Raw genomic sequence first — 21,109 nt, forward strand, 5'->3', positions numbered from 1 at the left:
GCCCGCCTGGCGGGTCATCCCCGGGGCAGCCGCACCTCTGCGACGGTACCGCCACCGCTCCTCGGACGGAGGGATACCCATCCATTCTGCTGTTCAACGATCCGGCGGACGAGATAGAGGCCGAGCCCGGCGCCGGGGTAGCCGCGCCGGTTGCCGGACTCGCCCTGCCAGAACCGGTCGAAGGCCCGCTCGACGTGTTCGGGACGGATGCCGATGCCCCGGTCGCTGACCCGGAAGGAGACCGTCTGCCCGTCGGCGTCGGCGGTCACCTCGATCGGGGAGTCCGGCGGCGAGTACTTGCCGGCGTTGGTGCTCAGCTCGGTCAGCACGGTGGCCAGGGTGTGCCGGTCGCCGAGCGCCTTGGGCAGGTCGGCCGGCAGGTCGAGCAGGAGCCGGTGCCGCAGGTCGGCGGGGAGGTCCGGCACCGCGGCGCGGAGCGCGTCACCGAGGTCGAACGGCACCGTCGGATCGCCGGCGGGGCGGGCGTCGGTGGCCGAGGAGAGCAGCCGGTCGACCAGCCGGGCCAGCTCGTTGGCGCGCTGCCCGATCACCCGGGCGGCCTGCCGCCGGTCGGCCTCGGTCAGCGACTCCCAGTGGTCGGTGAGGGTGTCCGCGTACCCCTTGATGACGGTGACCGGCGTGCGCAGCTCGTGGCTGGTCACCGCGACGAAGAGGTCCCGGTCGGCGTCCCGGCGCTGCTGGTCGGTGATGTCGCGGAAGGTGACCACCCGCAGCGTGCCCGGACCGGGCAGCTCACCGGAGGTGATCTTCAGCCAGCGGCCGTCGGGCAGCCGGTGGTCGAGCACCTGCCCGGACGGCGGGAGCGGGAACGGCAGCGGGCGGTTCAGCGCCTCCGCCGCGGACCGGTCGGTGACCTGCGCGGCCGCCGGGTTCCAGAGCCGGACGTGGCCGTCCCGGTCGACCACGGCCAGGCCGTCGGCGAGCGCCGCCACCACCGGACCGTCGCCGTGCACCGGCAGCCCGGTCTGGTCGCCGTACATGTGGGCGATGCAGGAGGCGACGTAGCTGAGCACCGCGTGCTGGGTGGCGTCCTCGGAGTCGTCGCCGTCGTGGTAGAGGGCGTGCAGGCTGCCGACGGTGAGCCCGCCGATCTCGGCCCGGGCGACGATCATGTGGCGCAGCCCCCGGTCGGCGAGGTCACCGGCGAGCGGGCCGGGGAGGCGGTCCACCCGCACCTGCCGGACCCGGGGACCGGCGAGCAGGCAGACGGTGGCCGGGTCGGACGCGGGCAGGGGACGCCCGATCGTCCAGGCCCCGGCGCCGCTGGCGGCGATGACCCGACCACCGGTCGGGGCGAACTCGACGAAGGCCACGCCGTCCGCGCCGAGCGTCGACTGCGTCACCTGGAGCAGTTGGGTGAGGACGGGCAACGCCGCGTCGCCCGAATTGATCATCTCGATCACCTCGCCATGGCCGACGATGAGGGCGGTGAGGTCGGTACGCTCCGGCATGTCCCGAGTGTGCCCGCTCGACCGGAGTTCGGGCACCCCCGGCCGGTGAGCCTCACCGGCCCAGCCGGGCCAGCGTCCGGGCCGGTCGGTCGGTGATCACCCCGTCCACCCCGGCGTCGAGGACCAGCTCCAGGTCGTCCGGCTCGTTGACCGTCCAGACGTACACCTGGTTGCCGGCGGCGTGCAGCGCCGGCACCAGTTGCGGGCGCGTCCGCACCAGCCCGATGCCCGGCCCGGCGATCCGGGTGCCGAAGGGCAGCCGGCCCAGGCGCAGCCAGCGCGGCAGCACCTCCAGCAGCAGCACCGTCGGCAGCGCCGGTGCCAGCTCCCGGACCCGCCGCACGGCCAGCGGCGAGAAGGACATCACGGTGACCCGGACCGGGTCGTCCGGCCCCGGCTCGGCGAGCCCGAAGCGGCGCAGCAGCGCCACCAGTTTCCGCTCGACGTGGCCGCCGTACCGGGACGGGTGCTTGGTCTCCACCAGCAGCCGGACCGGGCGGCCGGCGGCCAGCACCGCCTCCAGCAGCCGTTCCAGGGTGAGCAGCCGGGTGTGCGACTCGTCCACCACCTCGGCGCCGTCGACCGGTACGCAGCCGGGGTGCCACGAACCGAAGTCGAGCAGCTCCAGCTCGGCGAGGGTACGGCCGCTGACCAGGCCGTGACCGTTGCTGGTCCGGTCCAGCCGGCGGTCGTGCACGCAGACCAGGTGCCCGTCGCGGGTGAGCCGGACGTCGCACTCCAGCCCGTCGGCGCCCTCGTCGAGGGCCCGCAGGTACGCGGCGAGGGTGTGCTCCGGGAGGTCGGCCGACGCGCCGCGGTGCGCGAAGACCAGCGGTTCGCCCATCGGGTCGGCCTCAGATGACCCGGCCGGGCTGCCCGTCCCCGCCGACCACCGGCTTGCCGGCGGCGGCCCACTCGCCCATCCCGCCCTCGACGTTGCGCACCTGCTCCCAGCCGTTGCGCATCAGATAGGCGACGACCTGGGCGGAGCGCCCGCCGGAGCGGCAGATCACCGCGACGTCGCGGTCGGTGGGCACGTCGGCGAGCCGGGCGGGCAGCTCCATCATCGGCAGGTGGTGGGCGCCGGGCGCGTGGCCCGCGTTCCACTCGTCGTCCTCGCGGACGTCGAGCAGGTAGGTCTGGTCGTCGATCTCGGTCACGGTCACGGTGGGTACCTGAGGTCCGAACACGGGTACCAAGGGTAGATCCTCGCCCGGCCGGACCGGCGCGGGCCGTGCCGTCACAGCCGGCTGATCCAGCGCGGGTTGGCGCGGGCCCAGTCCGGCATCCGCTCGCTCTCGACCGCGGCGAAGAGCCCGTTGCCGCCGTTGTCGAGCATCACGTACGAGACCTGGCCGATGGTCTGCGGGTACGACGGCACCAGGACCCCGCTCAGCGCGTCCGCCGGCAGCGACCGGAGGGCGAAGAGCAGCTCGTCCAGGGGTACGCCGTTGGTGTCCACGGTGAGCGAGCCGCCCGCCGCCCGCAGCACCCGGTCCAGCTTGACCGGATCGCGGCGCAGGTCGGCCTGGCCGGCCCGGTCCAGCACCGCCCGCAGCAGCTGCTGCTGGTGCCGTTGCCGGTCGTAGTCACCGCCCGGCAGGTCGTAGCGCTGGCGGACGTAGTCCAGCGCCCGGGCGCCGTCCATCTGCTGGCAGCCGGCGCTGAAGAGGGTGTTCGTGTGGATCGAGCGGACCTCGGTGTCGACGCACATCCGGACTCCGCCGAGCAGGTCGATGACCTTGCGGAAGCCGGAGAAGTCGATCAACGCGGCCCCGTCGAAGCGGACGCCGGTGAGCCGGGTCAGGGTGGAGGAGAGCAGCTGGACGCCCTCCCGGCCCCCTCCGCCGTGCTCGTACGCCGCGTTGATCTTGTCCTCGCCGCCGCCGTACCCGGGGGCCGGTGGGATGGCGACCAGCAGGTCGCGCGGGACGGAGATCAGGTACGCCTGCCGTAGCCCCGACGGGACGTGCACGATCAGGATGGTGTCGGAGCGCTGGTCGGGCCGGGCGGAGTCGACCCGCCGGTCGGAGCCGACGAGCAGGTAGTTCAGTCCGCCGGAGAGGTCGGTGTGGTCCTGCCGGGCGTCCGGGGCGAGCAGCGGTTCCCTGGTGACCGTGCGGTCGTACCGGGCGGTCAGCGCCTGCATCCCCACCGCGGCGAGGACGGCCAGCAGGACCAGGACGAGGCCCAGGCGGAGCAGCCGCCGGGGCCACCGGGCCGACGGTGCGCTCGGCCGGTCGGCCCGCGCTGACCTGGCCGTGACGCCCTCCCCGTGGCCGTTGCGTGAGATTCCCTCACGTCAGGCTACGGGGAGGCCACCGGCCGTCGAGGAGGTTCCCGCGACTGCCGGACGGTCGGGTCACTTGCGGTTGGAGATGACGTTCGGATTCGCGTACACGAACTCGCCCAGCTTGTCCCGCTTGATCGCGTCGAACATCTCCAGCGTCTGCTGGCTGAGGGCCTCGCGGTTGTTGGCGTTGCCGTTGAACGTGCCGCCGTTGGTACGCAGCATGGTCAGCTCGTTGCCGGTGACCCCGCGCAGCGTGAAGATCAGATCCTCGACCGGCGCGCCGCCGGTGTCCAGGACGAAGGCCTTGCCGGCGGCCCGGATCAGCTGATTGATCTTGATCGGGTTGCTCAGCATGCCCTTGTCGGTCGCCTTGCGGGCCATCGCCTTGATCAGCTGCTGCTGGTTCGCCTGGCGGTCGTAGTCGCTGTTCGGCAGGCCGTACCGCTGGCGGGAGTAGTCCAGCGCCTCCATGCCGGACATCTGCCGGCAGCCCTTCTTGTAGACCACCGGCAACATCGGCCGGCCGGTCTTCTTGGCGTCCGCCTTCCACATCTGCTTGCCGTCGACCATCACCGTGTGGATCGACTTCACCTCGTGCTTGACGCAGATCCGCACCGTGCCGAGGGTGTCGATGACGTTCTTGAAGCCGCCGAAGTTGATGATCGCGGCGCCGTCGAAGCTGATCCCGGTCATGTTCTTGATGGTCTGGGCCATCAGCTGGGCGCCGCCCTCCCAGCCGCCGCCGTTCTGGGCGCCGGCGTGGAACGCGGCGTTGATCTTGTCGGTGCCACCCCGGTAGCCGCTCTTCTTGTGCGCCGGGATCTGCGCCTCGGTGTCCCGCGGGATGGAGATCAGGTACGCCTGGTCGTGGCTGGCCGGGATGTGCAGCACGATGATGCTGTCCGCGCGGACGTCGTCGGCGGCCCAGCGCTCGCGGGCGTCCACGCCCAGCAGCAACATGTCGATCGGGCCGTCCAGGTTGGCGCCGCCCTCGGCCTCGGTCTTGCCCGCCCCGCCGAGCAGGTTGCGCTGGGCGATGTTGCCGGTGGCCTGGCTGATCATCGCCTTGCTGCCGACGATGGCGATGCCGCTGGTCATCATCAGCACTGCGCCGAAGACCACCGTGAGCCGGGCCCAGAGCGGGTCCTTGCGTCGGGTGCGCTTCGGGGCGCCGCCGGCGCGCCGACCGCTGCGACCGCCCTGCGACGGGATGGTCGTCGACCGGCGTGCATCGGGGTCGGAATCCAGCGGCGTCGGGCGGGGGCGGGTCTGAACCGGCATTCGTGCTCCAGCTCGCGTGATCGGGGGGCGGCCCCACTTTACGTACCGCTCCCCGTCAGGGCGAGATCGTCAGGCACACAAATCACAGATATCCCGACAGTTGCCTGGTAATTCGACCGAAAGTATGAGTCGATGCGCCCGGTCGGTGGTTGGCGAACGATGTTCGATTCCTCGGAAAGGCACCTCTGATGACGTCCGTCGAAATCTGCCGGTCACCTGCCCGGCCGGGCCTGCGCCGTTCGCGCGGCGGGGTGGCGGCGGCCGGGTCACCCCGGCCGCCGCGGCGGGTCAGTTCCCGCCGCCCGTCGTGCCCGGCTTCTGGTTGGCCGCGACCCAGGCGGCCATGGTGTCCGACGACATCGCCTTGTACATCGCCAGCGCCTTCTCCCGGTCGGAGACCACCACCGACTCGCCGTTGATGGTCGCGCTGCCCGAGTTCGGGCTGGTGACGAAGGTCAGGTTCTCGCCGCGCAGATTCCGGAACTCCAGCGCCATGTCCACCAGCGAGAAGCCGTTGTCCACGGTCACCGCGTCGGTCACCGACTGGAGAAAGGCGTTCAACTTCTTCGGATTGGTGAGCGTGCCCGTGCTCGCCGCCTTGTCCATCAGCGCCCGGAGAAACTCCTGCTGGTGCCGCATTCGCGCGAAGTCCCCGTCGGGGAACTGCTTGCGCTGGCGGATCCAGTCCAGCGCCTCCGCCCCGTTCATCTGCTGGGTGCCCTTGGTGAAGGTCCGGTAGGGCTTGTGGATCGAGGTGATGGTCCGCTCGACCTTCAGGTCCACCCCGCCGAGGGCGTCGGTGACCTGCTTGAAGCCGGCGAAGTCGATCGCCATCACGTGGTCGATCCGGACGTCGGTGAAGCACTCCACGGTACGGACCGCGAGCGGGAGGCCGCCGAAGGCGAAGGCAGCATTGATCTTGGCGCGCTGCCCGGTACCGCACTCCGCGCCGGCGCTCTCCGGGATCGGCACGTAGAGGTCACGCGGGATGGAGACCAGGTAGGCGCTCTTGTGGTCGGCCGGGATGTGCATGACGATGACCGTGTCCGCGCGCCACTTGCTCTGTTGGTCCACCGGGGCGTCCGGGTCCCGCGAGTCGGAGCCGACCAGCAGGATGTTCAGCGCCCCGTTCACCGCCTTCGCCGGCCGGCCCCCGGTGATCTCCGAGAACGGGTCGGTGCGGGCCAGGTCCTGGTTGAGGTTGCGGGCGTAGAACCAGGCCCCCGCCCCGCCGAGCAGCGCCAGCACCAGCACCGCGATCCCGGCGACCAGGCCGATCCGGCCCCAGCGCGGACGCGGGCCACCCCGGCCGGGACCGCCCGGCCCGCCCGGGCCCTGCGGCGTGCCGGGTCCGCCCGGGCCGCCGGGCACACCGCCGCGCGGCTGCTGCTCGTCGTACGACGGGTACCACTGCGCGTCGGACGACGCCCGGGCGCGACCCGGCTCGGGGACCGAGGCGCGACCGGCGCGCTGGCGCAGGTACGGGAGCGGGAGACCGGCAGACGATGTCGCGGACATGTGTCTCAGCGTACGTAGCACGGTCGAGGGTTGCCGGAAGGCAATCGTCCGGTCCCGTTCCGCGTGGCGCGGGGTCGGCTACCCTAGCCGCTCGCGGAAGTGGTCGATCGTGCGCCGGAGGCCTTCTTCGGGCGTCACGCTCGGCTCGTATCCGAGCAGCGTGCGGGCGAGGGTCAGATCCGGGCGGCGCATCTCCGGATCGTCCGAGCCGCGGGTGACGTAGGTCACCCGGGAGGCGCTTCCGGAGAGCGACACGATCGTCTCAGCCAGTTGCCGCATGGACATCTCGTGCTCGGTGCCGCAGTTGATCGGCCCGGTCTCGGTGGAGTCGAGCAGCAGCAGGATGCCGCGCACCAGGTCGTCGACGTAGCAGATCGACCGGGTCTGGTCGCCGGTGCCGTGCACGGTGATCGGCTCCCCGCGCAGCGCCTGGGAGATGAAGGTGGGGATGGCGCGGCCGTCGTCGGGGCGCATCCGCGGGCCGTACGTGTTGAAGATTCGGACGATCGCGCTGTCCAGCCCCCGGCTCCGGTGGTACGCCATGGTGGCCGCCTCGGAGAAGCGCTTGGCCTCGTCGTAGACGCTGCGCACCCCGATCGGGTTGACGTTGCCCCAGTACGTCTCCCGCTGCGGGTGCTCCCTCGGGTCCCCGTACGCCTCGGAGGTGGAGGCCATCAGGAACCGGGCGCCGTCGGCGACCGCGCGCTCCAGCAGGTGCAGGGTGCCCACCGAGCCGACCCGGAGGATCTCCACCGGCAGCTTCTCGAAGTCGGTCGGGCTGGCCGGCGAGGCCATGTGCAGGATGGCGTCGAACCGCTCGGCGAACGCCGGGTGGTGACTCGGCAGCCCCTCGGAGATGTCCGCCTCGACCAGCGTGAAGGTCGGCTCCTCGGCCAGGTGGGCGACGTTGTCCTTGGAGCCGGTCACGAAGTTGTCCAACGCGACGACCGTGCATCCGCGCCCGATCAGGGCGTCGACCAGGTGCGACGGCACGAAACCGGCGCCGCCGGTGACGAGGACACGGTGACCGGTGCCGAAACGAGGGGCTACCTTCATGCCGGTCAGCCTACTCAGCAACGCGCTCGTACGCCCCGCGGCCCGCGTCGCCGATGGGCCCGTCGGGCGTGGCACGGGGCCCCCGACGCGTCCGCGTCGAGGGCCCCGGCCGGGTACCGCAGGTCAGTGCGCTCCGGCCCCGGTGAGGGCGCGGACCTCCAGCTCCGCGTACTTCTTCTCGTCGTGCTCCTTGGAGATGACGGTGCCGATCCACCCGCACAGGAAGCCGAACGGGATGGAGAGGATGCCCGGGTTGGACAGCGGGAACCACTGCCAGTCCTGGTCGGGGAACATCGAGGTCGGCGCGCCGGAGACCACCGGTGAGAAGAACACCAGGAACACGGCCGCCAGCAGTCCGCCGTAGATGGCCCAGACCGCTCCCGAGGTGTTGAACCGCTTCCAGAAGAGGCTGTAGAGGATCGCCGGCAGGTTGCCCGACGCGGCCACCGCGAAGGCCAGCGCCACCAGGAAGGCCACGTTCAGGCTCTGCGCGAAGATGGACAGGACGATCGAGACCGCACCGATGGCCAGCGCGGACACCCGGGCGACGGTCACCTCCTGCCGCTCCGAGGCCTGACCGTTCTTCATCACGTTGGCGTAGAAGTCGTGCGCCAGGCTCGACGACGACGCCAGGGTCAGCCCGGCCACCACGGCCAGGATGGTGGCGAAGGCGACCGCCGCGATGATCGCCAGCATTGTCGCCCCACCGAGGTTGCCGCCGAGGAAGTCGATGCCGAGCGCCTCGGCCAGCTGTGGCGCGGCGGTGTTGCCCGCCTTGTCCTGGGCGGTGATCGCCTTGCCGCCCACCAGCGCCGCGGCGCCGAAGCCGAGCGCCAGGGTGAGCAAATAGAAGGTGCCGATGATGCCGATCGCCCAGAGCACGCTCTTGCGAGCCGCCTTGGCGGTCGGGACCGTGTAGAAGCGGATCAGGATGTGCGGCAGGCCGGCCGTGCCGAGCACCAGCGCGATGCCGAGCGAGAGCAGGTCGATCTTGTTGTAGAAGGTCTGGGTCGAGTTGCCGGCCACCTCGACGCCGTAGCGCAGTCCGGGTTCGAGGAAGGCGCTGCCCTTGCCGGAGGAGGCGGCGGCGTCGCCGAGCAGCGACGACAGGTTGAACTTGTACTTCGCCAGCACCAGCAGCGTCATCACCAGCGCGCCGCCCATCAGCAGGAACGCCTTGACGATCTGCACGTAGGTGGTGCCCTTCATGCCACCCACCGTCACGTAGATGATCATCAGGGCGCCGACCATGATGATGGTGGCGACCTTGGCGGTGTCGGCGTCCATGCCGAGGAAGGTCGTCCCCGGCTTGATCCCCAGCAACAGCGCCACCAGCGCGCCCGCGCCCACCATCTGAGCCAGCAGATAGAAGATCGACACCGTGATGGTGGAGACCGCCGCGGCGGTACGCACCGGCCGCTGCCGCATCCGGAAGGCCAGCACGTCGGCCATCGTGTACCGACCCGAGTTGCGCAGCAGTTCGGCCACCAGCAACAGCGCCACCAGCCAGGCGACCAGGAATCCGATCGAGTAGAGGAAGCCGTCGTAGCCGTAGAGGGCGATGATGCCGGCGATGCCGAGGAACGAGGCGGCCGACATGTAGTCACCGCCGATCGCCATGCCGTTCTGGAAACCGGAGAAGGACCGGCCGCCGGCGTAGAAGTCGGTGGCGGTCTTGGTCTGCCGGCTGGCCCAGATGGTGATGGCCAGGGTCACCGCCACGAAGACCAGGAAGAGCGTGATGGTCAGGTTGCGGGCGGTGGTGCTGCCCGCCTCAGCCGCGAGGACCGTGTTCATGGTTCACCTCCCCCATCTCGGCGCGGATCCGGTCGGCGACCGGGTCGATCCTCCGGTCGGCGTACCGGGAGTAGAGCCAGGCGATCACGAAGGTCGAGACGAACTGGAGCAGGCCGAAGACGAGGGCGATGTTGATGTTGCTGCCGAAGAGCTTCGTACCCATGAAGTCCCGCGCGTAGGCGGAGAGGATCACGTAGAGCGCGTACCACAGGAAGAACGCGACGGTCATCGGGAAGACGAAGCCGCGCAACGCGCGACGCAACCCGGCGAACTCGTCCGACCGTTGTACGGCGAGATACCGCTCGGCGGCCGACTCGGCGGGGGCGGACGCGGGTGTGTCCGTGGACATCTGTGGATCACCACCTTCACAGGCATGGGGAGTTTCGCGCACCGTAGGCAGCGCGCTCCCGTCCACGGAAGGCCGAGATCGGGCCCGGTCGGCGGCTGCGCCGAACGGTCTGCCGGCTGCGCCGAGTGACGCACGTCACTTCGATGAGCGGTCCGCCGGGTGGTCGGCGCCGGGCCGTCAGGTCAGCCCGTGGTACCGACCCCGGTAGTGCAGCAGCGGCATGGTCTCCTCGGTCAGGTCGACGGCCTCGATGGTGGCCTCGACCAGCAGGCCCCAGCCGTACTCCCGGGCGGTGTCGAGCCGGCAGCCGGCCCACCCGCCGGCGTCGGTGGGGACCGGGCCGTAGGGGGTGTCGGTCCACGAGCCGGTGGCGAAGAGGCCGCCCGGGGACGGGAACAGGCCGGCGAACCGGTCGGCGAGCTGCCGGTGCGGCGGCCCCAGCGGCGCCACCGCGAACCGCCCGGCCTCCTCCACCGCCGCCCACAGGTCCGACTCCGGGTCGATCAGTCCGAGCAGCCGGTCCGGCTCGCCCTCGGCGACCAGGGTGGACGAGACGGTCAGCCCCGCCGGACCCGGCGCCGTCCAGAGGGTCACCGGGGCGGCCAGCCGCCCGCGCAACCGGCGTACGGGTGAGCGCTGCCCGGCGGGCACCGCGAACGGGTCGGTGTGGTGGATCTCGGCACCCGGCTCATGATTCACGTGAAACATTGTGCCGCCCCGGGCCAGTACACGAGCAGCGCCTGCTCATCGCCGGTTCCCGGCCGCGGTGGGCGCGGTGGCGGCCCGCGCGGTGGTGCGTTCGGGCGTGTCGGCGGCCGGAGGCGCGTGCCCCAACGAGCGCGATGACCCTGAGGCATATTGATGACTCAGAGGTATCAGTCGAGCGGTGGTCACCGTCGGCCGTTCGCCCGCCAAGCCTGCGCCGGAGTCAACCAGCCCGCGCGACCCGGTCGCGGCAGGGCCACCGTCGGCGCGGTCGCCCACGCCGGCGGCTGGTTCGGCCGGCCAGCCGACCCCTGCGGCGCCCTCGCGCCCGGCACGCCGGTCGCCGGCGCCACCTTCCGGCCCGACCCTCACGTTCGCCCCCGGCGCCTGGCGCTCGTTCGTCGCCCACGCCCGCTCCGGCCGCCTCGACTGAGAGGGGCCGTGGAAGATCGCGCTCGATCCTGGAAGTAGTGGCCTCGAACTCGCGGTGAGACCACTCTTTCCAGGATCGAGCGCGATCTTGGGGCGGCCGGCGGTCGGGCCGGCGCGCGGGTCAGCGGCGCGGGGTGACGGTGGCCAGCAGCTCCGGCGCCCGGCGGTCCAGCACGTCCCCGGCCAGGTAGGAGCCGAGCAGCGCCGCACCCGTCCCGTACGCCGCGCCCAGCGGCAGGGCCAGCCAGAGCCAGGCCTCCCCGAGCAGCGCCGCGGCCACCACCAGCGGCATCCCGGCCGCCGCCGAGCCGAGCATGGACAGCAGGGTGAGGAAGCTCCGCGCCACCCCCGCCCCGGTGTTCATCGCGAACGGGTTGCTCGTCTCCGGCAGCGAGTACGCCCCGAGCACCGACATGAACGAGTTGATCGCCAACCCGGCCCCGTACGAGGCGAGCAGGGCGCCGGCGGCGACCCCGACCCACCCGGGCCGCCCCAGCACCACGGCGATCAACACCGAGACCACGCCCAGCATCGGTACGACGTACACCGAGAAGGCCGCCATCCGGGCACCCAGCTCCAGCCGGCCCGACACCCCGGCGACCACGTTCGCCGCATACGCGCTGCCGTCGAAGCCGAACTGGTTGGCCAGGGTCACCGCGGCGAGCACCCCGACGAAGAGCATCGAGAGGCTGAGTAGCACCGGTGACGGTTCACCGGTGCCTGGGAAGCCCTCCCCGGCGGGGCCGACCGTGAAGCCAGTGCCCCCGATGTTGACCATCACCGGTACGAAGACACCCACCACCGCGACGGTGATCAGGTTGGCCCGCCGCCGGGCGTCCCGCCACCAGTAGCGGCACTCGCGGGCCACCAGCGCGCCGAACCGATCCCGGCCGGCCCAGCCGAGCACCCGGGGGAAGAGCTGCCCGACCGCGCCGCCCGCCGGGCCGCGCCGCTCCTTCGCCGGGGTGCCGGTCTCCGCCCCGACCATCGCCGACTCCAGCGACCGGGACCACCAGAACAGCAGCAGGCCGATGGTGACGGCGGTGATCAGCAGCTTGATCGGGACCGCCCAGCCCCGACCCTCCGCCACGTCGACGCCGACGGTCCACGGCGCTCCGAACGGCGTCCAGCCCACCACCCGGGCCACGCCGGTGAGCCGGTCCCAGTCCGCCTCCCGCGCCGCCGCCAGCACCAGGATCTGGAGCGGCCCGAGCAGGGCGGCCACCACCGCCAGCAGCACGGCGGCCAGGTCCTTCACCCGCCGGGACCGCAGCATGGTGGCGAACGCGCTGGTCACCGCGCGACTGGCGGCGACGCAGAGCAGCAGGCCGCCGACCGCGCCGATCGCGGCGACCAGGCCGGCCGGCCAGCCGCCCAGCGCGACGGCGGTGACCACCAGCCCGCCGAGCGCGATCAGCACGGTGACCACCGGGACGCTCACCAGCGCCGCCGCGAACAGCCCGGTGACCAGGGTGCGACGGGTCAGCGGCAGCAGCGCGAACCGGGCCGGGTCGAGCGTCTCGTCCACGCCGAAGAAGACCAGCGGCAGCAGCAGCCAGCCCAGCACCAGGATTCCGCCCCCGAACGCGGCGGTCAGCAGCGCGTAGCGCGGCTCGTCGGCGAAGCCCGGCGCGGCGAGCGCCAGGAAACCACCGGCGGCGAACCAGAGGCCGACCAGGATCCCGGCCACGAACATCGCGATCCGCCAGCCCTGGCCGCGGAAGTTGTTGCCGATCACCCGCAGCTTCAGCCGGACGAAGTGCCGGGCGGTGACCGGCCGGGCCGGCATCGTCGAGGGGCTCCCCACTACAGCCACGCCAGCTCCTCACCGGTCGCCGTCCGCCCGCCGACCACCTCGACGAAGACGTCCTCCAGGGAACGGTCGCCGCCGCGCACCTCGTCGAGCGTGCCCACCCGCTTGATGGTGCCCTCGGCGAGGATCGCGACGTGCGAGCAGAGCCGCTCGACGACCTCCATCACGTGGCTGGAGAAGACCACCGTGCCGCCGCCGCCGACGTACCGCTGGAGGATGTCCCGGATCAGCGCGGCGGAGACCGGGTCGACCGCCTCGAACGGCTCGTCCAGCACCAGCAGCCGGGGGCCGTGCAGCAGCGCGCAGGCCAGCCCGATCTTCTTCTTCATGCCCGCCGAGTAGTCCACCACGAGGGTCCGGCCGGCGTCGGTGAGCGCCAGCACGTCCAACAGCTCGGCGGCGCGCTGGTCGATCACCGCCGGGTCCATCCCGCGCAGCAGACCGTGGTACGCCAGCAGCTCCGCCCCGCTCAACCGGTCGAAGAGCCGTACGCCGTCGGGCATCACCCCGAGCAGCCGCTTCGCGCCCACCGGGTCGGCCCAGACGTCGTGCCCCAGCACCCAGGCCCGCCCGTGGTCGGGGCGGAGCAGCCCGACGGCCATCGACAGGGTGGTGGTCTTGCCGGCCCCGTTCGGACCGAGCAGCCCGTAGAAGGAACCAGCGGGAACGTCCAGGTCGACGCCGGCCACCGCGACCTTGCTGTCGAACCGCTTCGCCAGGCCACGCAGCGCCAGCGCGGAGTGCTCACCAGTCATGGGTCCGACCGTATCGGTGCCGGGCCAACCCATCCTCCCGCCGCAGGATGATCCCCGGTCATCCCCGCGACGTATCCGCGCCAGAGGCGACCGGCCCCCTCACAGCCGCAGCGCCTCCGGGGCGTGCAGCCGGAGCATGGTGGCCCCGACGTCGGCCGGGGCCCGGCGTCGGGTCGCCATCGAGACGACCACCATCACGGTGAAGGCCAGCGGCACCGTCCAGGCGGCCGGCTGCGCGGTGAGCGTGGCCGGCCAGCCGGACAGCGGCGGGCCGAGCACGGTGACCAGCACCGCCCCGGCCGCCGCGCCGCCGCCGACCAGCACCCCGGCGGCGGCGCCCAGGTCGGTCAGCCCACGCCACCAGATGCCGAGCACCAGCAGCGGGCAGAAGCTCGACGCGGCCACCGCGAAGGCCAGCCCCACCACCTGCGAGACGTTCAGCCCGGAGACGTTCAGCGCGAGCACCGCGGGTACCCCGCCGGCGAGCACCGTGGCCAGCCGGAAGCCGCGGACCGAGCCGCGCCCGAGCACGTCCGTGGAGATCACCCCGGCGACGCTGGTGAGCAGCCCCGACGAGGTGGAGAGGAAGGCCGCGAACGCCCCGGCGGCGACCAGCGCGGCGAGCAGCCGGCCGGTGGTGCCGTCGCCGAGGGCCGCCCCGGGCAGCAGCACCACCACCGCGTCGGTCTGACCGCTCACCAGCAGCTGCGGGGTGTAGATCCGGCCGAGCACGCCGTACAGGGTGGGCAGCAGGTAGAAGACGCCGACCAGGGCGAGCACCACCAGGGTGGTCCGCCGGGCGGCCGCCCCGTCCGGGTTGGTGTAGAAGCGGACCAGCACGTGCGGCAGCCCCATGGTGCCCAGGAACGTCGCCAGGATCAGCGAGTACGTGGCGAACAGGCCGCGGTCGTCGTCCCCGGCGGCGCTGGGCAGCAGCCAGTCGGCCGCGTCGGTGGCCACCCCGGACACCTCCGGCACCGGTTCGCCCGCCGCGAAGGTCAGCTCGTCGCCGGGGCGTACCTCCCGGGTGGTGCCGTCGGGGAAGGTGAGGGCCGCGCGGTGCTCGACCACGACGGTGGTCGCGGTCCGGAACGCCGGCCCGTCGGGCGGGGTCACCGCCGGGCGAGCGTCGGCCTGCCACTGCAACGCCAGGAAGATCGCGGGTACGGCCAGCGCGGTCAGCTTCAACCAGTACTGGAACGCCTGCACGAAGGTGACCGCCCGCATCCCGCCGAGCGCCACGTTCGCCGTCACCACGGCCGCGACCAGCAGCGCCCCCACCGGGTACGGCGACCCGGCCACGGTGGCCAGGGTCAACCCGGCGCCCTGCAACTGCGGCACCAGATAGAGCCAGCCGATGAAGATCACGAAGACGGTGGCGAGGATGCGCAGCCGGCGCGACCCGAGCCGCAGCTCGCAGAAGTCGGGCAGGGTGAACGCGCCGGAGCGGCGCAGCGGCGCGGCCACGAAGAGCAGCAGCGCCAGGTAGCCGGCGGCGAAGCCGACCGGGTACCAGAGCACGTCCACGCCGTACCTGAGGATCAGGCCGGCGATGCCCAGGAAGCTCGCCGCCGACAGGTACTCCCCGCCGATCGCGGCGGCGTTCCAGCTCGGGCTGATCGCCCGGGAGGCGACCAGGAAGTCGGAGGTGGTCCGGGCCAGCCGCAGCCCGTAGAAGCCGATCCCAAGGGTGACCAGGGTGACCGCCACGATCGCCGGGACCACGAACCCGTTGCCCATCTCAGTGCTCCGGCCGCTGGACCAGGTCGGTGAAGTCCTGCTCGTTGCGCTCGGCCAGCCGCACGTACGCCCACCCCACGGCGATCAGGAACGGGAAGGAGGCCAGCCCGAGCAGCAGCCAGGGCAGGTTGACGCCGAGCACGGTGACCCGGCCGACGGCGGGCGCGATCGCGAAGAGCCAGGGGAGGCCACCGAGCCCGATCAGCACCACCAGGCTCATCCGCAGCGCCAGCGCGAGCTGCGCCCGGACCAGCCCCCGGACGAGCGCCTCACCGACCCGGGTCTGCTGGGTCAGCTCGGTGCGGGTCCGGTCGGCACGGCTGTCCCGGCGGGACGCCTCGGCCAGCACGACCCGGGTACGCCCGGACTGTTCCGCCAGCCGCCGGCCGGGCGCCGGGGCGGCCGGCGCGGGCCGCCCCGGCGCGCGCGGTTCACCGGCTCCGGTCATCCCGGCAGTCTCGCCCGATCACCGGGAATGTCAAGGGCGCCCGGCCTCTCGCACGGCGGCGGGGGCCGCCCGGATCACCACCGCGCGAGGCAGCCGGCCGGGTCCACCGGACGCCGGGCGAGTGTCGCCCGGGCCTGCGACCGCCCGACGTTCGCGGCCCGCCAACCGTCGGCGGGGAGTTCGGCCCCGATCCAGCGCAGCGCGCAGGAGCGCATCGGTTCGGGCAGCCGGTCCAGCGCCGGTACGGCGTCCGCGGAGAGCCCGGAGAGGTAGTGCACGTCCAGCCGCTCGGTCCGCAGGTACCGGTCGACGTTGCGTTCGGCGATGAACCGGTCGGGGTCGACCGCCGCCAGCCCGAGTAGCGCGACCACCGCCGCGGCCAGCACCAGCCTCGGCAGCCAACCGGCCCGCAGCCGGATCGTGGCCGCCCCGACCAGCACGAAGAGCAGCCCGAGCCAGAGTTCGACGGTCGCCACCACGAGCCGCAGCCGGGTCGCCCCGTACGCGTCGGCGTAGACCTGCATCCGGTACAGCGCCGAGGCGACCACGATCAGGCTGAGCGCGGCGAGGGCGCCGATCAGCAGCCGGACCAGGATCCGATCGGCGCGGGTGCGGCGGGGCGCCCAGCGGAAGACCCCGGCGATCACCAGCAGGGTGAGCGCGGAGACGGCGAGCAGCTGCCAGAAGCCGCCACGGGCGTACTCCGCGTAGGTGAGCCCGGCGGTGCGCAGCACGTGGCCGGAGCCGCCGAAGAGCACGGCGAGCTGCACCAGCACGAAGGCGGCGAAGAGCGCGTCGAGCAGGGCCAGCGGCAGGGCCCACTCCAGCCGGTGGACCGTCCGGCCCGGCGTCACGGCCAGGCCGTCCAGGTCCGGCGGCGCGGCCAGCAGGTACGCCCCGCCGAGCAGGGCCGCGCCGACCAGGAGCAGGCGGAGGACCCAGCCGGTCACGCCCGGGGTGGAGATGTCCGGCAGCAGGTCGGCGAGGAGGCCGGCGAAGACCGCGTCGGCGGAGGAGAAGAGCAGCCCGAAGACGACGAGCAGCCCCGCCGTGACGGCCACCGTGGCGAGGCTCCGCCCGATGCTCGGACCGCCCGGGCGGGGCCGGGGCAGCCCCCGCGCCGCCCAGGGCAGCGCCCGCACGGTCGCGGCCGGCGGCAACAGCCCGGCCAGCAGCATCCCCGGCACGGTACGACCACCCACCACGGCCAGCGTCCCGGTGACGACGGCGGCGAGCAGGCAGAGCACGAAGAGCCAACCGGCGGCCCGTACCGTCCCCACCCCGACCAGGGCGAGGGTGGCCGCCGTCCAGGCCAGCCGGACCGCCCGCCCCGGCGCCCCCGTGGCGCCGGGACGGACGACCGCGTCGCCCCCCGTGGCAGTGCTCCCGTCGGGTACGCCGGCTGTCGCCGGGGATCCGCTCGTCGGTCCGGTGGACGCCGCCTGCCCCGGCGGCGGGAGCGGCGGTGACCCGGGCGCGGCCGGCTGGGCCGGATCGGGCGCCGGTGCGGCCGGTGTCGCCGGCCGGGGCCGCACGGTGGCCGCCGTGCCGAGAGCGCCGGCGCCGGCCAGGGCCGCCACCAGCCAGCCGAGTCCGGGCCGGTCCAGCGGTACGACCGACGCGGTGGTCCCGGCGGCGACGGTGACCGCGCCGAGCACCACCGGTCGGGCCGCCCCGGCCGGCCCGGGCCAGCGCCGCGCGAAGAACGAGGGCGGCCGGAGCGTGGGCGGTGCCGGGCGGAGAGCGCCGCCGGCCCCTGGGGGCGGCGGGACGGGCCCGACGGGTGCGCTGGTCATGCCACCTCTTCTCGGATCGGTGCGGTACGGGGAAGGACCACCTGGACGCGGCAGCCGGGCCGGTCGGCGCGGGCCGGCCCGACCGGATCGGTGACGCGGATGGCGCCGCCGTGCAGTTCGACCACCCAGCGGGCGATGGCCAGGCCCAGCCCGGTCCCGCCCCCGGCGGCCCGTTCACCCCGGGTGAACCGTTCGAAGACCCGGGACCGCTCCGCCGGGGGGATGCCCTCGCCCTCGTCGGTGACCTCGACGTGCAGGTGGCCGGCGTGTTCCTCGGCGGTGACCAGCACCGTGCCGCCGGCCGGACTGTGCCGGGCGGCGTTGTCGAGCAGGTTGGCGAAGACCTGGTGCAGCCGCCACGGGTCGCCCTCCACGGTCATCGGGGCCGGCAGGTCGCGGAGCCGGAAGCGGACGTCGCGTCCGGCGCCGGCGGCGGTCGCGGTCGCGTGTTCCACCGCCTCGTCGAGGAAATCGGCGACGTCGATGCGCACCCGGCGCAGCGGGACCACGCCGGCGTCGAGGCGGGACAGGTCGAGCAGGTCGGCGACGAGGTGACCGAGCCGTTCGGTCTGCGCGAGCGCCCCGCGCAGCGCGGCCGGATCGGGGTCGGCCACCCCGTCGACCAGGTTCTCCAGCACGCCCTGGAGCGCGGTGATCGGGGTGCGCAGCTCGTGCGAGACGTTGGCGATCAGCTCCCGGCGGCGCTGGTCGGCGGCGGCCAGGTCCTCGGCCATCTTGTTGAACGCCTGGGCCAGCTCGCCCACCTCGTCCCGGGAGGTGGCCCGGACCCGGCGGGTGTAGTCGCCGCGGGCCATCGCCCCGGCGGCGGCGGTCATCTCGCGCAGCGGAGAGGTCATCCCGTGCGCCAGCACCTGCGACGTGACCAGGGCGATGCAGATGACGGTCACCGTCGTCCCCGGCGGCAGCCAGCCGATGCCGTACCAGAAGTAGCCGATGGCGACCGTCCAGGAGGCGACCAGCAGGACGCCGAGCTTCATCTTGATCGAGCGGACCGGGTCGAGTGGCCGGGGCAGCACCCGGTTCGCCCAGTCGATCAGCTCGCCGATCACGCGGGTACTTCCAGCGCGTATCCGACTCCGTGGACGGTCCGGATCAGGTCGGCGCCGAGCTTGCGCCGCAACGCCTTGACGTGGCTGTCGACGGTGCGGGTGCCGGTGCCGTCGGCCCATCCCCAGACGTCGGCGAGCAGCCGCTCCCGGGGCAGCACCGCGCGGGGCCGCCCGGCGAGGTGGACCAGCAGGTCGAACTCGGTCGGGGTGAGGTGCACCTCGACGCCGCCCTTGACCACCCGGCGTTCGCTGGGGCTGATCTCGATGTCGCCGAGCCGTACGCCGGCCGGTGGCGCGCTGGCCGCCCGGTCCATCCGGCGCAGCAGCACGTGCACCCGGGCCGCCAGTTCGCGCATGGAGAACGGCTTGGTCAGGTAGTCGTCGGCGCCGACGGCCAATCCGACGAGCAGGTCGTTCTCGTCGTCGCGGGCGGTGAGCATCAGCACCGGCACCGGCCGGTCGGCCTGGATCCGCCGGCACACCTCCAGGCCGTCGAAGCCCGGCAGCATGACGTCGAGTACGACGAGGTCGTGCCGCCCGTCGCGGAATCGGGCGACGGCGCTCGGGCCGTCGGCGGCGATGTCCACTGTGAAGCCCTCGGCGCGCAGGCGGGCGGCCACCGCCTCGGCGATGGTCCGTTCGTCCTCGACCACCAGTACCCGGCGTTCGTTCATGGTCCCCGACTGTAGGGAGCGGCCGTGGAGATCGGTGGGGGACGTTGTGAACAACCTGTGGAGAACGCCTCACTCCTGTGGATAACCCGGTGGATGAGCGCGGGTTCGTTGTGGACGACGGGCCGAACTGTCCACGTCACCGGAACCTTCCGCCCCGCCGAGGAGTGGGACAGGTGGAGAAGGGAGGTGACGGTGTCCGACGGTGATCTGATCTCCGAGCTGTACGCCGGCTGTTTCCGACGGCTGGTGGTCCAGCTCTACGCGATGACCGGTGACCTGAGCGAGGCCCAGGAGGCGGTCCAGGAGGCTTTCACCCGGGCTCTGGCGGCGCCCGGGCGATTCGCCCGCCTGGACAACCCGGAGGCGTGGCTGCGGCGGGTCGCGGTGAACGTCGCCCGCAGCCGGCATCGGCGGCGACGCGTACTCGACCGGCTGCTGCTCCGGATCGGTCCGCCGCCCGCCGTCGCCGACCGCTCACCAGATCACCTGGCCCTGCTGGCCGCGTTGCGGGAGCTGCCCGAGGGGCAGCGACACGCGCTGGCCCTGCACTACCTGGTCGACCTGCCGGTGGATGAGGTCGCGGCGACCCTCGGCGTCTCCGCCGGCACGGTGAAGTCCCGGCTCTCCCGTGGGCGGCAGGCGCTGGCGGCGCTGCTCACCGACTCCGACGTCACCGGCAGTACCAGCACTGGGAGGATCGATGTCCGATCGTGAGTTGTCCGGCTTCGAGGTCGACACGATCGCCGGCGCGGTCCGGCAGCCGCCGCTCGACGAGTTGCGCGCCCTGGCCCGCTCCCGCCGGCACCGGTCGGTTGCGCTGGCGGCGACCGCCCTGGCCCTGCTGGCTGTGGTGGCGGTCGCGCCGCTGGTGGCCCCGCCGGAGCGGTTCGAGTCAGCGGGGCGGCCGCACGGGCCGTCGCCCAGCCCCACCCTGCTCGGCAACCCCGGCGACTTCACGCTGACCGGCCCGGACTCCGGGGTGGATGTGCGCGTCGACGGCTGCGTGCTCCGCTTCGCGCACACCGGCGACGGCGGCCGGACCTGGTCCGACTGGAACGAAGCCCGGTATCAGGCCACCAGATGCCAGCCGGGCCCGGGCGGGCAGGCAGGGAACCTGGACTATTCCGTACTCGGTGACCGGTTCTATCTGGTGGACGACGGGGGGCTGCTCCGCCTCTCCACCGACCACGGCCGTACCTGGCGGGACGCGAGCCGGGCAATCGTGGGGGTGCGCGCGTTCCCGGCAACCGCCCGACCGGTCTTCTGCCAGTACGACTGTGGGGCAATGGATGAGCCGTTGGCGGTGGACCCGTCGACGGGGAACGTCTACCGGCTCACCGGGAAGCAGCCGTCACCGCTTGAGCTCTTCAGCCTCTACCCGGCATCGGACGGCACGATCTGGGCGGCATACCGGACAGGTTCGACGACGGCCGGGGCCCGCAGCATCGACCGTGGCGCGACCTGGGAGACCTGGACGACGCCGGCCGGTACGAGCCTGTTGGCGCTGGTGGGGGGCGACGGCCGGGCGGGATACCAGCTGGTGTCGGCCGCGGACGGCTCGGTGACGCTGGCGCGGAGCACCGACGGCGGGAGGAACTGGTCCACCACCGGCGCCGACCTGCCGACGGGGCCGCACTGGGACCTGACGGTAGGGGTGGACGGGTCCCTGCTGGCGGTCACTCAGACCGGCCCGGAGGGCAACCGGATGGCGGAAGTCCTGGTCAGTCGGGACAACGGAGGTAGCTTCACGCTGGCGCGAGGGAAGGGCCGGCCCGTCGGCTCGGCGAGTGTCGCCCCCGGCTACGCGTGGCTCTTCGATCGTTACGACGGGTCGAACGGCGAGCCGGACCACTTCGTCCTGACGCGGGACGGGCGTTCCTGGAACCAGTTCCAACTTGCGTTCTGAGTGG

General features: G+C 72.9%; 18 protein-coding genes and 1 pseudogene. 2 read left to right on the forward strand and 17 right to left on the reverse strand.

Features of this window, described 5'->3' with window-relative positions; all coding sequences use genetic code 11:
* Window positions 1-14 precede the first annotated feature (14 nt).
* The 17 genes and pseudogenes from V6U79_RS21450 to V6U79_RS21530 all read right to left on the reverse strand — a co-directional run bounded on the left by V6U79_RS21450 (window position 15) and on the right by V6U79_RS21530 (window position 19,199).
* On the reverse strand, window positions 15-1,472 hold the full coding sequence (locus V6U79_RS21450) for a PAS domain-containing sensor histidine kinase (protein WP_334615592.1): 1,458 nt from the start codon (window positions 1,470-1,472) through the stop codon (window positions 15-17).
* Between the two features lie 52 nt (window positions 1,473-1,524).
* The gene (locus V6U79_RS21455) at window positions 1,525-2,316 is read right to left on the reverse strand and encodes a glycerophosphodiester phosphodiesterase (protein ID WP_334615593.1); all 792 of its coding nucleotides are present in this window, start codon (window positions 2,314-2,316) and stop codon (window positions 1,525-1,527) included.
* Window positions 2,317-2,326: 10 nt separating this feature from the next.
* Window positions 2,327-2,662, reverse strand: coding sequence for a rhodanese-like domain-containing protein (locus V6U79_RS21460; protein WP_334527821.1), 336 nt, complete (start codon window positions 2,660-2,662; stop codon window positions 2,327-2,329).
* A 50-nt stretch (window positions 2,663-2,712) separates the two neighbouring features.
* Window positions 2,713-3,621: an LCP family protein gene (locus tag V6U79_RS21465; RefSeq protein ID WP_334527818.1), complete on the reverse strand. Its 909-nt coding sequence runs from the start codon at window positions 3,619-3,621 to the stop codon at window positions 2,713-2,715.
* A 213-nt stretch (window positions 3,622-3,834) separates the two neighbouring features.
* Window positions 3,835-5,046, reverse strand: a complete 1,212-nt coding sequence (locus V6U79_RS21470; protein WP_334527815.1) for an LCP family protein — start codon at window positions 5,044-5,046, stop codon at window positions 3,835-3,837.
* 288 nt (window positions 5,047-5,334) lie between these two features.
* Entirely contained in the window at window positions 5,335-6,564 is a 1,230-nt protein-coding gene (locus V6U79_RS21475) for an LCP family protein (RefSeq protein WP_334527812.1), read from the reverse strand.
* Between the two features lie 78 nt (window positions 6,565-6,642).
* Window positions 6,643-7,620 carry an NAD-dependent epimerase/dehydratase family protein gene (locus V6U79_RS21480; RefSeq protein ID WP_334615594.1) on the reverse strand — a complete coding sequence of 326 codons (978 nt, stop codon included), beginning with the start codon at window positions 7,618-7,620 and terminating at the stop codon, window positions 6,643-6,645.
* Window positions 7,621-7,743: 123 nt separating this feature from the next.
* The gene (locus V6U79_RS21485; protein WP_334527807.1) at window positions 7,744-9,417 is read right to left on the reverse strand and encodes a monocarboxylic acid transporter; all 1,674 of its coding nucleotides are present in this window, start codon (window positions 9,415-9,417) and stop codon (window positions 7,744-7,746) included.
* The gene (locus V6U79_RS21490; RefSeq protein ID WP_334615595.1) at window positions 9,395-9,766 is read right to left on the reverse strand and encodes a DUF485 domain-containing protein; all 372 of its coding nucleotides are present in this window, start codon (window positions 9,764-9,766) and stop codon (window positions 9,395-9,397) included. The genes V6U79_RS21485 and V6U79_RS21490 overlap by 23 nt, the downstream gene beginning before the upstream one ends.
* Before the next feature lie 177 nt (window positions 9,767-9,943).
* A pseudogene (locus V6U79_RS21495) lies at window positions 9,944-10,489 on the reverse strand (flavin reductase family protein); the annotation flags it as partial.
* Window positions 10,490-11,024: 535 nt separating this feature from the next.
* Entirely contained in the window at window positions 11,025-12,692 is a 1,668-nt protein-coding gene (locus tag V6U79_RS21500; RefSeq protein WP_334615631.1) for an ABC transporter permease, read from the reverse strand.
* 17 nt (window positions 12,693-12,709) lie between these two features.
* Window positions 12,710-13,471, reverse strand: a complete 762-nt coding sequence (locus V6U79_RS21505) for an ABC transporter ATP-binding protein (protein ID WP_334527790.1) — start codon at window positions 13,469-13,471, stop codon at window positions 12,710-12,712.
* Window positions 13,472-13,570: 99 nt separating this feature from the next.
* The gene (locus V6U79_RS21510; RefSeq protein WP_334615596.1) at window positions 13,571-15,211 is read right to left on the reverse strand and encodes a sodium/solute symporter; all 1,641 of its coding nucleotides are present in this window, start codon (window positions 15,209-15,211) and stop codon (window positions 13,571-13,573) included.
* A gap of 1 nt (window position 15,212) precedes the next feature.
* Window positions 15,213-15,659, reverse strand: a complete 447-nt coding sequence (locus tag V6U79_RS21515; RefSeq protein ID WP_334615597.1) for a DUF485 domain-containing protein — start codon at window positions 15,657-15,659, stop codon at window positions 15,213-15,215.
* A gap of 74 nt (window positions 15,660-15,733) precedes the next feature.
* Complete coding sequence (locus V6U79_RS21520) at window positions 15,734-17,455, reverse strand: DUF4153 domain-containing protein (RefSeq protein WP_334615598.1); 1,722 nt, start codon at window positions 17,453-17,455, stop codon at window positions 15,734-15,736.
* A complete protein-coding gene (locus V6U79_RS21525; RefSeq protein WP_334615632.1) occupies window positions 17,452-18,453 on the reverse strand; it encodes a HAMP domain-containing sensor histidine kinase in 1,002 nt (333 codons plus the stop codon). Before V6U79_RS21525 ends, V6U79_RS21520 begins: the two co-directional genes overlap by 4 nt.
* A gap of 68 nt (window positions 18,454-18,521) precedes the next feature.
* Window positions 18,522-19,199, reverse strand: a complete 678-nt coding sequence (locus V6U79_RS21530; protein ID WP_334527780.1) for a response regulator transcription factor — start codon at window positions 19,197-19,199, stop codon at window positions 18,522-18,524.
* Between the two features lie 192 nt (window positions 19,200-19,391).
* Between V6U79_RS21530 and V6U79_RS21535 the strand changes: the two genes are divergently transcribed.
* Together V6U79_RS21535 and V6U79_RS21540 are read left to right on the forward strand one after the other, a co-directional pair.
* On the forward strand, window positions 19,392-19,913 hold the full coding sequence (locus V6U79_RS21535) for an RNA polymerase sigma factor (RefSeq protein WP_334615599.1): 522 nt from the start codon (window positions 19,392-19,394) through the stop codon (window positions 19,911-19,913).
* On the forward strand, window positions 19,900-21,105 hold the full coding sequence (locus V6U79_RS21540; protein WP_334615600.1) for a sialidase family protein: 1,206 nt from the start codon (window positions 19,900-19,902) through the stop codon (window positions 21,103-21,105). Before V6U79_RS21535 ends, V6U79_RS21540 begins: the two co-directional genes overlap by 14 nt.
* The last annotated feature ends 4 nt before the right edge of the window (window positions 21,106-21,109 follow it).

It is taken from the genome of Micromonospora psammae, from assembly GCF_036902725.1.
Lineage (GTDB): Bacteria > Actinomycetota > Actinomycetes > Mycobacteriales > Micromonosporaceae > Micromonospora.

Excerpts from the sequence above, each read along its gene's own strand:
- V6U79_RS21450 (WP_334615592.1), bottom strand. The coding sequence starts at position 1,472 with ATGCCGGAGCGTACCGACCTCACCGCCCTCATCGTCGGCCATGGCGAG.
- V6U79_RS21455 (WP_334615593.1), bottom strand. The coding sequence starts at position 2,316 with ATGGGCGAACCGCTGGTCTTCGCGCACCGCGGCGCGTCGGCCGACCTC.
- V6U79_RS21465 (WP_334527818.1), bottom strand. The coding sequence starts at position 3,621 with ATGCAGGCGCTGACCGCCCGGTACGACCGCACGGTCACCAGGGAACCG.
- V6U79_RS21470 (WP_334527815.1), bottom strand. The coding sequence starts at position 5,046 with ATGCCGGTTCAGACCCGCCCCCGCCCGACGCCGCTGGATTCCGACCCC.
- V6U79_RS21475 (WP_334527812.1), bottom strand. The coding sequence starts at position 6,564 with ATGTCCGCGACATCGTCTGCCGGTCTCCCGCTCCCGTACCTGCGCCAG.
- V6U79_RS21480 (WP_334615594.1), bottom strand. The coding sequence starts at position 7,620 with ATGAAGGTAGCCCCTCGTTTCGGCACCGGTCACCGTGTCCTCGTCACC.
- V6U79_RS21485 (WP_334527807.1), bottom strand. The coding sequence starts at position 9,417 with ATGAACACGGTCCTCGCGGCTGAGGCGGGCAGCACCACCGCCCGCAAC.
- V6U79_RS21490 (WP_334615595.1), bottom strand. The coding sequence starts at position 9,766 with ATGTCCACGGACACACCCGCGTCCGCCCCCGCCGAGTCGGCCGCCGAG.
- V6U79_RS21500 (WP_334615631.1), bottom strand. The coding sequence starts at position 12,692 with ATGCCGGCCCGGCCGGTCACCGCCCGGCACTTCGTCCGGCTGAAGCTG.
- V6U79_RS21505 (WP_334527790.1), bottom strand. The coding sequence starts at position 13,471 with ATGACTGGTGAGCACTCCGCGCTGGCGCTGCGTGGCCTGGCGAAGCGG.
- V6U79_RS21510 (WP_334615596.1), bottom strand. The coding sequence starts at position 15,211 with ATGGGCAACGGGTTCGTGGTCCCGGCGATCGTGGCGGTCACCCTGGTC.
- V6U79_RS21515 (WP_334615597.1), bottom strand. The coding sequence starts at position 15,659 with ATGACCGGAGCCGGTGAACCGCGCGCGCCGGGGCGGCCCGCGCCGGCC.
- V6U79_RS21520 (WP_334615598.1), bottom strand. The coding sequence starts at position 17,455 with ATGACCAGCGCACCCGTCGGGCCCGTCCCGCCGCCCCCAGGGGCCGGC.
- V6U79_RS21525 (WP_334615632.1), bottom strand. The coding sequence starts at position 18,453 with ATGAAGCTCGGCGTCCTGCTGGTCGCCTCCTGGACGGTCGCCATCGGC.
- V6U79_RS21530 (WP_334527780.1), bottom strand. The coding sequence starts at position 19,199 with ATGAACGAACGCCGGGTACTGGTGGTCGAGGACGAACGGACCATCGCC.
- V6U79_RS21540 (WP_334615600.1), top strand. The coding sequence starts at position 19,900 with ATGTCCGATCGTGAGTTGTCCGGCTTCGAGGTCGACACGATCGCCGGC.